The 13091-nt window shown below is 50.6% G+C and carries 15 protein-coding genes; 12 read left to right on the top strand and 3 right to left on the bottom strand.

Annotated elements, in window-relative coordinates; translation table 11 throughout:
• The first annotated feature begins 195 nt into the window (after positions 1–195).
• The 9 genes from F456_RS0101135 (at position 196) to F456_RS0101095 (ending at position 8073) form a co-directional block, all read left to right on the top strand.
• A complete protein-coding gene (locus F456_RS0101135; protein WP_018975161.1) occupies positions 196–882 on the top strand; it encodes an HD domain-containing protein in 687 nt (228 codons plus the stop codon).
• 50 nt (positions 883–932) lie between these two features.
• Positions 933–1514, top strand: coding sequence for a GNAT family N-acetyltransferase (locus F456_RS0101130; protein WP_018975160.1), 582 nt, complete (start codon positions 933–935; stop codon positions 1512–1514).
• A gap of 61 nt (positions 1515–1575) precedes the next feature.
• Positions 1576–2307: a metallophosphoesterase family protein gene (locus F456_RS0101125; RefSeq protein ID WP_018975159.1), complete on the top strand. Its 732-nt coding sequence runs from the start codon at positions 1576–1578 to the stop codon at positions 2305–2307.
• 173 nt (positions 2308–2480) lie between these two features.
• Positions 2481–4013: an NAD(P)H-binding protein gene (locus tag F456_RS0101120; protein WP_018975158.1), complete on the top strand. Its 1533-nt coding sequence runs from the start codon at positions 2481–2483 to the stop codon at positions 4011–4013.
• Between the two features lie 264 nt (positions 4014–4277).
• Entirely contained in the window at positions 4278–4754 is a 477-nt protein-coding gene (gene fur / locus F456_RS0101115; RefSeq protein WP_018975157.1) for a ferric iron uptake transcriptional regulator, read from the top strand.
• Between the two features lie 185 nt (positions 4755–4939).
• Positions 4940–5287, top strand: coding sequence for a hypothetical protein (locus tag F456_RS21525; protein WP_018975156.1), 348 nt, complete (start codon positions 4940–4942; stop codon positions 5285–5287).
• A 168-nt stretch (positions 5288–5455) separates the two neighbouring features.
• Entirely contained in the window at positions 5456–5917 is a 462-nt protein-coding gene (locus F456_RS0101105) for a GNAT family N-acetyltransferase (RefSeq protein ID WP_018975155.1), read from the top strand.
• 5 nt (positions 5918–5922) lie between these two features.
• Positions 5923–7533: an ABC transporter substrate-binding protein gene (locus tag F456_RS21520; RefSeq protein ID WP_018975154.1), complete on the top strand. Its 1611-nt coding sequence runs from the start codon at positions 5923–5925 to the stop codon at positions 7531–7533.
• Positions 7534–7809: 276 nt separating this feature from the next.
• Positions 7810–8073, top strand: a complete 264-nt coding sequence (locus F456_RS0101095; RefSeq protein WP_018975153.1) for an AbrB/MazE/SpoVT family DNA-binding domain-containing protein — start codon at positions 7810–7812, stop codon at positions 8071–8073.
• A gap of 228 nt (positions 8074–8301) precedes the next feature.
• Here F456_RS0101095 and ymzB read toward each other — a convergent pair whose 3' ends face one another.
• Positions 8302–8646, bottom strand: a complete 345-nt coding sequence (gene ymzB, locus F456_RS0101090; RefSeq protein WP_040924865.1) for a protein YmzB — start codon at positions 8644–8646, stop codon at positions 8302–8304.
• Positions 8647–8861: 215 nt separating this feature from the next.
• On the bottom strand, positions 8862–9509 hold the full coding sequence (locus tag F456_RS0101085) for a TVP38/TMEM64 family protein (RefSeq protein WP_018975151.1): 648 nt from the start codon (positions 9507–9509) through the stop codon (positions 8862–8864).
• Between the two features lie 466 nt (positions 9510–9975).
• Here F456_RS0101085 and F456_RS0101075 point away from each other — a divergent pair, with 466 nt between their 5' ends.
• From F456_RS0101075 to F456_RS0101065, 3 genes are all read left to right on the top strand, one after another.
• Positions 9976–11013 (top strand): HD domain-containing protein, encoded by a 1038-nt coding sequence (locus F456_RS0101075; RefSeq protein WP_018975149.1) that lies wholly within the window; start codon positions 9976–9978, stop codon positions 11011–11013.
• Positions 11010–11642, top strand: a complete 633-nt coding sequence (locus tag F456_RS21515; protein ID WP_018975148.1) for a histidine phosphatase family protein — start codon at positions 11010–11012, stop codon at positions 11640–11642. The genes F456_RS0101075 and F456_RS21515 overlap by 4 nt, the downstream gene beginning before the upstream one ends.
• Before the next feature lie 90 nt (positions 11643–11732).
• Positions 11733–12026 carry an antibiotic biosynthesis monooxygenase family protein gene (locus F456_RS0101065; RefSeq protein WP_018975147.1) on the top strand — a complete coding sequence of 98 codons (294 nt, stop codon included), beginning with the start codon at positions 11733–11735 and terminating at the stop codon, positions 12024–12026.
• A gap of 15 nt (positions 12027–12041) precedes the next feature.
• Here the strand turns inward: F456_RS0101065 and glsA are convergent, their stop codons facing one another.
• Positions 12042–12989 carry a glutaminase A gene (gene glsA / locus F456_RS0101060; protein WP_018975146.1) on the bottom strand — a complete coding sequence of 316 codons (948 nt, stop codon included), beginning with the start codon at positions 12987–12989 and terminating at the stop codon, positions 12042–12044.
• Between the last annotated feature and the right edge of the window lie 102 nt (positions 12990–13091).

Raw genomic sequence — 13091 nt, 5'->3', positions numbered from 1 at the left:
CCTTTATTAGGGTTGACGCGGTAGATGCTGTTGAAATAGGGAAGACCTTTGTCCAGCGGGATACTCCGTTCGGATGAGGGTCTTTTTATGTTGTTTCTATAGACTTCCCCTTTGCTCGGCTTCCGGTTTTCGGTACAATAATAGAATAGCGCTGCGGATATGACGCGGCACGACAAGCGGCGAAGGAGATTTGGCATGGATCATACGAACGGTGAAAACACGAAAGAGCTGCGGCAGCAGGACATTTTGCATGCAGCTGCAGCGCTGGCGAAAAGCACGTTGGAGCATGAAGGCAGCGGGCACGATTGGTGGCACATTTACCGGGTGACCGAGCTTGCTAAACATATTGCGGCAGAAGAGGGAGCGGATCTTTTTATTTGTGAGCTGGCCGCACTGCTTCACGATTTGGCGGACGAAAAGCTGGTGGACGACCATGAAGAAGGAATGAAGCAGACAGAGAACTGGATGCTGGAACACGGCGTTACCCGGGAAGAAACCGCTCATGTAATGGAGATCATCTCAACAATGTCATTTCGCGGGGGTACGGGCCTGCCGATGAGTACGCTTGAAGGCAGGATTGTTCAGGATGCGGATCGGATTGATGCATTAGGAGCGATTGGTATAGCCAGAACGTTTGTTTATTCGGGTAAAAAAGGCCGGCCCATGTACGATCCGAGTATCCCGGTTCGTCATCATATGACACCGGAAGAATATCGAAACGGCAAAGACACGGGCATCAATCATTTCCACGAAAAGCTGCTCAAACTGAAAGATCTGATGAATACGCAGGCCGGTCGCAGAATTGCGGAAGATCGACACGTGTTTATGGAACAATTCCTGCAGCGGTTCGAACGGGAATGGAACGGAATAAATGAGATCTAGCGGTATAGATTATAGGATGGTCTTAAGGAGAAGAGAAGGAGAGAAAAGCCATGAGTGTCAAAACACACCCCATTATGCTCGATTTTCCCGATCGGTTCGAAACGGAGCGTCTGTTGATCCGTGCAACCCTTCCCGGTGACGGGGCGGAGTTGAATGCGGCGATTCGTGAAAGCCAGCAGGAATTGTCGCCGTTCCTGCCGTTTGCGCGTATTCTGCCGGAGCCGGAAGAAACGGAGCAGCTTGTGCGCCTCAAACGGCTGCATTTTCTGGAGCGGACCGACATGATGATGCTGATGACCGAACGGGAAACGGGATTAATCCTGGGCGCAAGCGGGCTGCATCGGTTCGACTGGAGGGCACGGCGGTTCGAGATCGGTTACTGGATTCGTACCTCTTACGCAGGAAAAGGACTGGTTACGGAGGCGGTACACGGTCTGACGGATTTTGCCGCCCGATATTTGGAAGCAAACCGGGTCGAAATTCGCTGTGATGACCGAAATAAGCGCAGTGCGGCTGTTGCCGAACGCGCAGGCTTCACTTTGGAGGGTGTTCTGCGAAATTGGAAGCTTGAAGAAGATGATACACTTGTAAATGAAATGATATTTGCGAAAGTTCGCGGCCTTGACTTCTAGTGTTGAAAAATTATAAAAAGTTCGACACCGAGGCAATTCGACATCAAACGGGGGATTACCGATGACTAAAATAGCGATTATATCCGATATTCACGGCAATCTTCCCGCACTGGAAGCGGTGCTCGAAGATATCGAAAGCCGAGGAATTGCGGACATTTACTGTCTGGGAGACCTGGTCGGCAAAGGTCCAAGCTCGGATGTAGTGATCGATCTGATTCGCAAGCACTGCAAATATACAGTACGGGGAAACTGGGATGAATTCACGCCGCAGCCGACAGAATTTCAAACGCTTGCTTGGCACCAGCGTCTCCTAGGAGAAGAACGTCTTAATTATTTGCGTTCGCTTCCTTTCTCGATCGAATTTATGATGAGCGGACGGTACGTCCGGCTGTTCCATGCTTCGCCGCGCAGCGCTTTCGAGCGGGTTCAACCTTGGGACGATTACGAGCGCAAGCTCAGCTTGTTCGAACCTTCCGACCTCAGTCTGGAACCGATCAAAGCGGACGTGGCCGGCTATGGCGATATCCACAACGCTTATATGCAGATTATGGAAGGGCGCATGCTGTTCAATGCCGGCAGCGTAGGCAATCCGCTCGATATGACTCAAGCGTCTTATGCCATTTTGGAAGGTGAACTCGGAGAACGGCGCAAAACGAAATTTGATCTGACGTTTGCACGCGTACCTTACGATATTGCTCTGGCTGTTCGTCAGGCAGTTGAAGCGGAGATGCCTGAGCTGGATGCCTACGTACAGGAACTCCGGACCGGACGCTATCGCGGTCTAAAGAACTAACAGCATGGAAGCTTAAAATTGATTTCTCTTATAGTTAGTTTCAAAAAACCCGTTCTCTCGGATGACAAGCCGAAGAACGGGTTCTTTTCTGGGAGAGCGGGTAATGAACAGAAAGCGGCGGCCGGGCTGCGTTCAAGGTCATCCGAGAAATCTCAAACAAAGAAGGTGTGCATATGGAGACTACGCCAATCGTGAACAAGGAACGTCCAAAAGTCATTTTAACCGGAGCCAGCGGTTATATCGGACAAAACCTGCTGAAAAAGCTAAAGGAAGATTATGATGTTATTGCTCTTTCCCGCCACGGAGACTCGAAAGAAAACGAAGAGCATGTGGAATGGAGAAGCTGCGATTTTTATTCGACGGGCGATGCGCTTGAAGCTCTTCAAGGAGCAGACTATGCATTCTACCTGATTCATTCCATGATGCCGACAGCCAAGCTTACTCAAGGGAATTTTGAAGACATGGATGCGATCTTGGCCGATAATTTTGCTCGTGCGGCACGGAAGAATGGCATTGGTCATATCGTGTACCTGAGCGGAATCGTACCCGAAGATCTTCCGGAAGAAAAATTGTCCCGTCACTTGAGAAGCCGCCTGGAAGTGCAGCGTATTCTCGAATCGTCAGGAGTTCCCGTAACGACAATTCGTGCCGGACTGATCGTAGGCCCGCAGGGTTCATCTTTCCCTATTTTATATAAGCTGGTACAGAGACTGCCGATTATGACGCTTCCAACTTGGACACGGACCGAGACGCATGCCATTGCCCTGGACGATGTCTTGAATGCTCTTAAGAACAGCATCGGCAATGAGGAAGTAAAAGGACGGGCGGTTGATGTAGGCGGCCCCGATGTGATGAGTTATAAAGAAATGCTGCGGCAAATGTCGGAAGTATTGGGAGTGAAGCGTCGGTTTATCGATGTTCCGTTTCTAACTGTGAATTTGTCGAAAATATGGGTCACGCTCATTACCGGATCGACCCGCGAGATGGCGTACCCACTGATCGAAAGTCTAATTCATCCCATGGTGGCGAACCCCGAACGAATGGTGGACGGGATCAGCAACGGACAAACCTCGTTCAAAGAGGCGGCTCAAGCAGCGCTGGATAAAGAACGTCAAGAAAAAGTCGAAGCCGAGCGCAAAAGTCAGGAATCGTCGAAGCCCGAAAAGTCGAAGCCGACGCTAACTGCGACAGCTGTAAAAAAATCCAGTGTCCGTTCGGTTCAACGGGTTACGCTGCCGGAAGGCAAGGATGCGCATTGGGCAGGTCAGTATTATCTCGAATGGTTGGGCAAAGCGCTGGGCCCGTTTATCCGGGTTCATACGGGAGAAGATGGCGTCAGCCGGGTATATATCCGCTTTTTGAGCAGGCCAATCCTTGAATTGAGCTATGATCCTGTCAAAAGCGGTGAAGATCGGGCGGTATATCTGATTACAGGCGGAATGTTTGCGAATGCGAAAGACGCTCATTCCGGCAGGCTGGAGTTTCTGATGATTCCGGAAACGAGCGACTGTGTCGTAGCGATCCACGATTATCTGCCGGCTATGCCTTGGTTCCTGTACAAATATACACAGGCCAAGCTGCATCTGATCGTCATGTACGCTTTCCGCAAGCATCTGGAACACACAAGAACTCTCGGCAGATCGAGTACATCGGAGAAAGCAAGCGGATCGGTCGGCACTCCAGCTTCTGTGGAAGCACAAAGTTAAGCGGACAGGTATTTGCCATAGGTGTACAACATCATTCATATGTACGTCCAATCAAAAGAGCGAACCGTAACGGTTCGCTCTTTTGATGCGTTCGAATATACATAACCAAAGTGAGGCTTTATTTCGAAAAGCGACAAAAATCTTTGCGAATTTTCAAGATTTACGTTATTATTAAATTATAATCATTCTAATTTAAAAAAGCGACTTCGGGTCGGCCGAACTGCGAACAGGCAGCATGTAGAGCTCAAAGGAGGTTCGAAGATATTGGTTATCGTAGAAGAACAGCTCAAATCCATGAAACAGCAGATGATTGCCAAAGGATACAAATCAACCGTTCAGCGCGAAGCGACTATGCGTGTACTGCTTGAACATGAACGCGACCATATGAGTGCGGAAGATGTGTATATGCGGGTTAAGGAACGTTTTCCGGAAATTGGATTAGCTACGGTGTACCGTACGTTGGAACTGTTAACGGAGCTGCATTTGGTCGAAAAAATGAATTTCGGCGATGGGGTAGCCCGTTTCGACTTGCGCAGCGAAGGACACGAACATATGCATCATCATATGATCTGCTCAATCTGCGGAGAAGTCGAAGAAATTCAAGATGACTGGCTGATTGAATTGGAGCAGCGGGTGAAGCGCGAGTACGGATTTAACGTATCGGATCATCGGCTTGATTTTATCGGGACGTTCACATCCTGCAAGCATGGCGATTGTCAGCGTCATGGCGAGACGGCTTGATAGGAAAGAATCGATAAAAGGGAATAAAAGATCGACAAGCCGGAAAGAGGCAGCTTTTAAGCTGTCTCTTTTTGTATGTCAACATTGACAAAACAGATAAGCGTGAATACATTTGTATACATACCTGATGTTGATCCTGTAAGCCGGCGTTTCAAAGCATCCGGTTTAACCAAGGGGGATTCGGAATGTCCGAAGAAAAAGAAAAACGGTTTTTACAAGAAAAAACGATGGATCAGAATGAGTCAAGAAAAACAAAAGAGGGTCGACGTGGACGCGGCGAGGGAGCCCAGACATTCCGGCGCGGACGCGCTCTGCATTTTCTGGAACGGTTGGAGCTGCGCCGTAGTACACTGACCTCACAGTTGAAAGAAGAGTCGCTTGCAAGTATTCATCCTGTAATTGCGGGTGAGCTGAAAGCGGTGGACAGCATCATTCAAGAATTTGTTCAAGTATTTGAGCTGTATGAAAAATCGGAAAGCGATGAACAGCGGAATAACGAACATTGCGACAGCGTTCATAGGAGGAAACGCTAAAAAATCATGGAACGAAGATGTGATATTGTGTTATATTTATTCAAATATCTTCCTTGTATTTGCTCTTTCATTAGCTCCCGAAAAAGCGGGTACAAGAAGCCTTATCATTCCCTGGAAGGTTGTGTCGTCTAAAGAAAAATCTCGCTACGTAAAAAGGAGGATGTACGCATGCAAATCATTACGTGTACGGAAGAGCACCAGGATCGGTTGACGGAAATCTGGATGATGTCGATACGCCGTACGTTGTCTGATTTGGACCCGGGCGACATTCAGTTCTACGCTCGCCTGTTCGGAGAAGAAATTCTCGAGCGGCTGGAGCTGTATGCGGTTCAGAGCCGATTTGGAGGAGAGCTGACCGGATTTATTGCCATGAACGGCTCAAAAGTCGAGCTGCTTGTCGTTCATCCTCATTATCAGGGTCAAGGTGTCGCGGGAATGCTTCTCGATCATGTTGCGCAGCGCGGAGAACTTGCTGTGGAAGTCGGGGATCAGGCGCCTGCAGTTTATGATTTCTATCATCGCTTCGGCTTTGTCGAAACGGGTCGTTCGGAACAGAATCATTCCGGTCGTTCTGGCGCAACTGTACACCTTTTGCGTCCGCAGCTTGAGCAGCATCCAGGAGCTTCCTAATCGTCATGATCGACAATGAGCACGTGCTGCTTCGTGAGATTGCCGCACTTCTGCTGGACGACGAGAGGGATGAAGATACTTTTTTTGCAGGATCGCCAACATGGATTGTGGTAGAAAGCGGAGTCGGTGTCGTTCGTGTTGACGGTACTCTAATCAACCTTTATGCCGGCGCAGCAATTCTTGCCGAATACGGAATGAAAATTGAATTGCGCAGAGCTTCGCCCGAGCATTTGAGACTGTATCGGATCAGCTTTGATCGCTATCGTCTTGCCCTTGAAGGGCGCGGCGAACTTGTGTACCAAGCCGACAATGAAGCACTGCCCTCTGCGGGCCTCGTCCATTCGGGACTGCCGCGGCGGGCTTTTTCTTTGATGCGAGAGCTGGCAGCAGATGAAGGGCGAGACGGACAGACGTCGGAAAAATCGTTGACCCGGCAGAGGCACTGGCTTGAGCTTTTTCAAATGCTGCTTCTGCCTGTACCCGCAGCCAGAGAACAAGTCAAGGAGCCGCCGATTCACCGAATCCTCCGGCGAATCGATACCGAATATGCACAGAAGCTGTCTCGAGAAGAGCTGGCGGAAGATTCCGGCTACCATCCGCATTATTTCTCCAGATTGTTCCGACAGGAAGCCGGAATGAGCTTTTCCGATTATGTACTGCGTGTACGTATAAATAAGGCAAAGGAGCTGCTTATGCTCAGTCGTCTGAGTATGAGTGAGATTGCTGTCCGGGTAGGTTACCCGGACGGATTGTATTTCAGCCGCAAGTTCAAGCAGGCGGAAGGGCTTCATCCGACAGAATTTCGTCGTCGGCCGAAGCGAATAGCAGCGCTGCAGTTCGCTGGTGCACTGCTGGCGATGGGGCTGAAGCCGGCAGTTGTCGAGCGCCGAATATCCGATTACTCCCTGCAGCTTGCGGAAGAATTGGAGAATGCGGTACGGATCGATGAGACCGATTCGGAAGCCATTGAACGGCTGAAACCGGATCTGATTCTGGCGCCGGCGTATCTGAATCGCGAACGGCTGGAGGAACTGCGAGAAATCGCACCGACGATCGTGCATCCATGGCTTGAAGCGGACCCTGTGCGTCAGCTTGAACATCTGGCGGCCAAGCTGGGCCGCTCTGCCGAGGCGTCGGATTGGATCGCCGCCTTCCAGCGCCGCGCAGCCGAGGCGCGAAGCAGGGTTCAGGCCGTTTTCCCTCCGGGTGAAACGGCGGCTTTCTATGAGATTGCTTACGGCAATCTGTACGTGCTCGACCAGGGAGTCCGCGGGGCTTACGTGCTGCACGAAGCACTTGGACTGCGTCCGCCCGAGCGCGTGCACCGGGACGTTATTGTGCCGGGACGTTACAAGCGAATTGCGCCTGAGCGGTTCGCCGAGTATGCGGCGGACCACATGTTCTTTACCGTCTATACCGAAGACGGTGAAGCCGGCAATGAACGGCTGTTTCAGTCGCCGGAATGGTGCCGACTTCCGGCAGTACAGGAAGGCCGAATCTATCGGGTTCCGCTTGAACGATTCTGGTTTAATGACGGAGTTTCGATCGAACGACAGCTGGATTGGATAACAGGGCTGCTATTGGAACGATTATCGGAGCAATCGGCGGCTGATTGACGAATTTTTTCCCAGATGATTGAAGAAAATGGATAGCAAAATTGAGTAAGAAATGAAAAAAAGAACAAGGAAAAGAAAGCGAAACGTCCAATTGGAACGTTTCGCTTTCTTTTTTTCACAAAATATAAAAATATTTTACCGTAGTATAAATTTCCATATTGACAAGATATATAAAGCAGAGTACAGTATAAGCAAGCACAATATGTCGAATAATATCGAATAACGACGATCTTTTGTCGACAACTAACATTTTAATCGAAATGGGGAATTATAGCAATGAAAGCAACAGGTATCGTAAGACGCGTAGATGAACTCGGACGGGTTGTTATCCCAATTGAACTTCGCAGAACAATGGGAATCGACATCAAAGACGGACTGGAAATTTTCGTAGACGGCGAACGCATCATCTTGAGAAAATACGCTCCAACTTGTATCTTCACTGGTGAAGCTGAAGACCTCGTATATTTCAAAGGCAAAATGGTCAGCAAAGCTGCAATCGAAGAATTGATCGAACTGTACCAAAGCTCCGAAGCTAAGTAATTTGATTTCATTTACGCTCTGAGCGTTTATCATAGAGCTCGTCTTACTCCTGTATAAGGAATAAGACGGGCTTTTTTGATAGTGCATTCTTTAATTTTTAAATCAAATGAATGTTAAAATTAGGTGCAAAATGAGGTACAAAATGAGATACAAAAAGAGGCTCTCCGCCTGGAGAGCCTCTTTTTATCATATTCAGCTTTCTTTATCGAAACGTCGGTGCAGCAGCGATCAGTTCTGCTGGACGACATCCAGCGTATACTCGGCGCGGTCGTTCTTCAAAGTCAGACGCTCCTCGTTTTGGCTGTCGACCTGAAGATCATTCAATACAATCTCATAAGTGTCGCCGGGTACGGGAACTTTCTCGCCATCCGCATTGAGAATGCTGCCCGATCCGCGCAGCAGCAGTGCACGTTCCAGATAATCGTCTACAGGATTGTCTTGTGGACGTTCACCGATCTCTTCAAGTTCGAAATGGACAATGTCCGTGTCGTCGTTTTCCTTTTTTTCGATCTTCAGCGTTTGCCCGGCTTTGCCGTTCAACCATTCGGTCAGCGCTTGAATTTGTTTTTCCATGGTCTCCACCCTTTCTTTCGGCGGTGCTTCGCGCATCGCCTGCATACTGTCCATTTACCCCATGGACCGATGCGGCAAACGGGCTTGCCCGCCGACTCTATTTCGACTGCGTGAAGTCAGGAGCACAAAGAGGATTGTACGGACGACGTATTTTAAGCGGAAACGGACGACTTGCTGCTGTTCGAATCACTTCTGGAAGAATATATTTATAACCCTCATTCGGCGTTTTGCTCCGATACCGGTTTGCTGTCGTTCGTAGAACGAAAGCGAAGACGGTAAACGGCATAGGCAGCAATCAGGAATCCCCCATACAGGCCGAGTATAGTCAGCGTTTTCGGCAGATCGGTAAACAAATTCTGGCCTACGAAGGCAAAGACGAGCATTGCCGGAATTTTCCCGAGTGCGGAAGCGGTAACATACACGATCGGCCGAATATTAAGGAAGGCGGGATACAGATTGACCAGCGCATGGGGAACTACCGGAATAAGCCTGGCAGCGAGAATGACGGCAAAAGGATGCTGCTCCATCAGACGCCCCGTGCGCTCAAGGCTTGAAAAACGATTCAACAGTGCACGGCCCTGCTGCTGAAAAAATTGGCGTACAAGGATATACTGCAGCAGCCCGGATGCCGTTACAGCCAGCCAAGCGATCAGTGCACCGACTACCGGTCCATAGAGGAACCCAAGCGAGCCGATGATCAACTTATAGGGCAGAACAGGGAAAAATCCGAACAAAAAAGCAAGGCCAAAACTATAAGAGACAGGCAGAGAAACATTCTCCAGCAGTGCCTGCAATTCATGACGATAGATTAAAATGAAGATCAGAGCGGCGGCGTATAACGTAATCGTGATCCATTTTTTCATGCGGTGTCGCAGCTCCTTTTCAACGGGAGAATGTTATTTCGTTTTCATCCCGTCATCCGATTGTATAACAGGACAATGACGCAAGTCGAGCTTATCGGATACAACTTCCGCCGTTTCATCAGAACGTAAGTCTATCGAATTTTACCTGAAAGTGGAATAAAGGGTATACTTGGTGAATAGGTATTTGACAGCGGATAAAGGTACGGAAAAGAGACAGAGAAAGGTTTTGAAATACAGTTTTAGTTGTCCGCGTAGAGAAGACTATTGAGTGTGGAGGATGTACGATTTGAAAGCTTGTTCGCAGTTCTTGAAGACTCGGATCGAAAACTGCTAAACCTGCTGCACTGCATACAGGCGAAGAGGTGGGTGCGGCGGAATGAGACCGGCTTAGAGAAGAGGAAAGAATGGAAGCATGGATGTATGAAAAGGGAGAGAGATTAAGAAAAGGAGAGAGATCAAAGTGCCTATGAAATCGGAATCCGCATATGGCGGACAAATGCTGCACGGGATATACGGGCAAATGGCCGGTCCGGGCAAGCTGCGGGATCCGCTGTGGAATACGATAATTTCGCCAAGCGATATCGAAACGGAGCTGCTGCGCACCAAGGCGATGCGACGGCTGCATTACGTTCGCCATGCCGGACCGGCGGCGCTGCATACGCAGCATACGTCGACGCGGCTGCAGCATACGCTGGGCGTATTTGCGCTTATTGCCTACCTGGCGCCCGACTGGCCGGAACTGCGGGCCGCTGCGCTGCTGCATGACGTCGGCCACGGACCTTTCAGCCATGCGTTGGAAGGAATCGAAGGCTTCGACCATCATCGGCGATCGGAAGAGGAACTGCATGCAGAGGAGATCCGCCTTATTCTGAAACGCGGACGATTGCATCATGCAAGCGTGCTGGACCTGATTGAGGGAACGACCGCAAGTCCGCTGCGCAACAGCGAAAAGATTCTGCATGCCGACCATCTTGATTCATGGGTACGCAGTGCCGCTTCTTTCGGCATTCTGCCCAAGCCCGCGCCGGATCTGCTGCGCGGCTTCCGGCTTGCCGGTCCGCATTTGGAAGCGGATGCGGACACTGCCGAGCTGACGCTGCGGCTGATTCTCCACGAAGCGCATTACCACGCTTCGCCGGACAACATCGCGCCCGTGACCGTACTCCGGGCGCTGACGCAGCGTTTGATCGACGCCGGCGGCCTGCTCCCCTCGGAGCTCGGAAGCTTGGCCGACGACGAACTGCTGACGCTGCTGCGGCGGCATCCCGTCACCGCGGAAGAGACCGACCGGCTGCTGTACCGGCCGCAGGATCTTATCGTCGTACGCGCCGGCGAACCGGCACCGGAACACGCTTACCGTCATTGCCTGCGCAAATTGTATTTGGCGCTGCCGCTTGTTCAAAATGGGACTGCCTCTGCGTCTCTGCCTTCTTATCCGCAGCTTGATGAATTGCCCGGCCTGCTAGGCGAGTATTTTGTATTTTGGAAGGAGGAAGAAAAATGAATGTTGGCGCGGCAAAGACAAGCAGTCAATCGGCTTGCGAAACCCGGCTGTATTTTATTCGCCATGCCCACTCGGATTACGTACACGGCAGAGAATTGGAACGGGGATTGTCTGCGGAAGGGATGCAGGCGGCCAAAACCGTCCGGCTCAGGCTGGAGGGAGAAGGCATCGGCGTCTTCGTCTCAAGTCCTTACCGTCGAGCCGTCGATACCGTTCGTCCGTTGGCGGAAGCTGCCGGACGCGAGATTATGATCTATGACGATTTGCGGGAACGGCTGGTCACAGGAGTCAGCGATCTAGGACCGGAAGGATTTCTGGAAGCGAAGCGGCTCTGCTACGCGGACCTTCGTTACCGGCCACCGGGAGGGGAGAACAGCGAAGAAGCCCGGAAGCGCGCTTTGTCCGTTATTCACGGATTGCTGCGGCGTTATCCGGGCGAACGTATCGCGATCGGTACACACGGTGACATTTTGACACTGATGCTTGGAGGATGGGACGAACGTTACGGTTTTGATTTCTGGGAGAAGTTATCTATGCCGGACGTGTACTGTGCCCGGTTTGCCGGACAAACGTTTATCGGAGCCGAGCGAATTCCGACAGAGGTTCCGCATTCCAGTACATTTGATTGAAGTGATTAAGATGATTAAGGCCGCATATTTAAGTTGACGAAGCAGCAGTCCCCCACTATACTGGCTCAAACGCAAAGGAGTGAAGAGCCAATGATTTTGGAAGCGGCAATGCTGCAGGTCAAGCCGGACCGTACAGGAAAATTCGAACACGATTTCCGTGAGGCGTCCGACTATATATGTCAGATCTCTGGCTACCTTGGACACGAGCTGCAAAAATGTTTGGAGGATGAACATAAATACCTGCTGCTTGTCCGTTGGGAGACGCTGGAGGATCATACCGAAGGATTCCGCGGATCTCCACAATATTTGGAATGGAAAAGATTACTCCACGATTATTACGAGCCTTTTCCTATAGTCGAGCATTTCACACGCATCTATCCTTGAAGATGTATTCGAGATTCAGAACAAACTCCAGTCCATCCGCTGTGACAATCGTTCGATCAAATGCACGCCAGCGCTGCTGTTGCCTTTGGCATTCAGCGCAGGACCGACGACCCCGATGCCGAGTGCGCCCGGAACAAAAGCCAGAATGCCGCCGGATACGCCGCTTTTGGCAGGAAGTCCTGCTTTAATAGCGAATTCGCCGGAAGCGTTATACATACCGCATGTGATCATGAACGTTTTGGCGATCTGCACATAACGGCGGGGAATCAGATACTCTCCGGTAAGCGGATCGGTACCATCTCCAGCTAGAACCAGAGCCATACGGGCCAGATCCCGGCAGGTGGCTTCAATAGAGCAGTGGCGGAAGTACACGGACAAAATTTCTTCAATATTCCCATCCAATACGCCGTTTTCCACCAGGAAGTAAGCAATGGAGCGATTAAGGTTGCCCGTAGCGAATTCGGACTGGTAGACCGCCTCATTGACTTCAAGCGAACTGCCGCCAGACAAGCGCCGGAAAAAATCGAGAATGCGCGCCGATTTTTCTTCGGGAGTAGCGCCGCGGATCATCGAAGAAATTGTAATGGCACCGGCATTGATCAGCGGGTTGAACGGAATGCCTGGTCGGACGAGTTCCAGCTTCAGCATCGAGTTGAAGTTATCGCCGGTCGGTTCCATGCCGACACGCTCGAATACGGCGCTCTCACCATTATCCATCAGAGCCAGAATAAGGGTAAACACTTTAGAGATGCTTTGCAGGGTAAATGACATACCGCAGTCTCCGGCCAACGCCGAATCGCCCTCTACATCGAGCAGATGTACGCCCAGCGCATCGTGTGGGGCTTTGGACAGTTCGGGAATATAGGAAGCCACTTCTCCGGAAGCGGCTTCTTTGCGGCTGTATTCCAGCCATTCCGGCAGAAATTGACGGACTTCCGCCAGCCGACTTTCTTTGTTGATCATCAGATGCAGCCTCCTTCGCAAGCAGCGGATAAATTTTACGGATGCGTATATGCCGTATGCCGCTTTAACCATCATACCGTTTTGTCTTCCAATTTCAATGCT

The organism is Saccharibacillus kuerlensis DSM 22868 (assembly GCF_000378145.1).
In the GTDB taxonomy this organism is placed as follows: Bacteria; Bacillota; Bacilli; order Paenibacillales; family Paenibacillaceae; genus Saccharibacillus; species Saccharibacillus kuerlensis.
This window is presented reverse-complemented; position numbering and strand designations above follow the sequence as displayed.

Coding starts and splice junctions, on each gene's coding strand:
- F456_RS0101085 (WP_018975151.1), bottom strand. CDS start 9,509: ATGAAAAAATGGATCACGATTACGTTATACGCCGCCGCTCTGATCTTC.
- F456_RS0101075 (WP_018975149.1), top strand. CDS start 9,976: ATGAAATCGGAATCCGCATATGGCGGACAAATGCTGCACGGGATATAC.
- F456_RS0101120 (WP_018975158.1), top strand. CDS start 2,481: ATGGAGACTACGCCAATCGTGAACAAGGAACGTCCAAAAGTCATTTTA.
- F456_RS21515 (WP_018975148.1), top strand. CDS start 11,010: ATGAATGTTGGCGCGGCAAAGACAAGCAGTCAATCGGCTTGCGAAACC.
- F456_RS21525 (WP_018975156.1), top strand. CDS start 4,940: ATGTCCGAAGAAAAAGAAAAACGGTTTTTACAAGAAAAAACGATGGAT.
- F456_RS0101125 (WP_018975159.1), top strand. CDS start 1,576: ATGACTAAAATAGCGATTATATCCGATATTCACGGCAATCTTCCCGCA.
- F456_RS0101105 (WP_018975155.1), top strand. CDS start 5,456: ATGCAAATCATTACGTGTACGGAAGAGCACCAGGATCGGTTGACGGAA.
- glsA (WP_018975146.1), bottom strand. CDS start 12,989: ATGATCAACAAAGAAAGTCGGCTGGCGGAAGTCCGTCAATTTCTGCCG.
- F456_RS21520 (WP_018975154.1), top strand. CDS start 5,923: ATGATCGACAATGAGCACGTGCTGCTTCGTGAGATTGCCGCACTTCTG.
- F456_RS0101130 (WP_018975160.1), top strand. CDS start 933: ATGAGTGTCAAAACACACCCCATTATGCTCGATTTTCCCGATCGGTTC.
- ymzB (WP_040924865.1), bottom strand. CDS start 8,646: ATGGAAAAACAAATTCAAGCGCTGACCGAATGGTTGAACGGCAAAGCC.
- F456_RS0101095 (WP_018975153.1), top strand. CDS start 7,810: ATGAAAGCAACAGGTATCGTAAGACGCGTAGATGAACTCGGACGGGTT.
- F456_RS0101135 (WP_018975161.1), top strand. CDS start 196: ATGGATCATACGAACGGTGAAAACACGAAAGAGCTGCGGCAGCAGGAC.
- F456_RS0101065 (WP_018975147.1), top strand. CDS start 11,733: ATGATTTTGGAAGCGGCAATGCTGCAGGTCAAGCCGGACCGTACAGGA.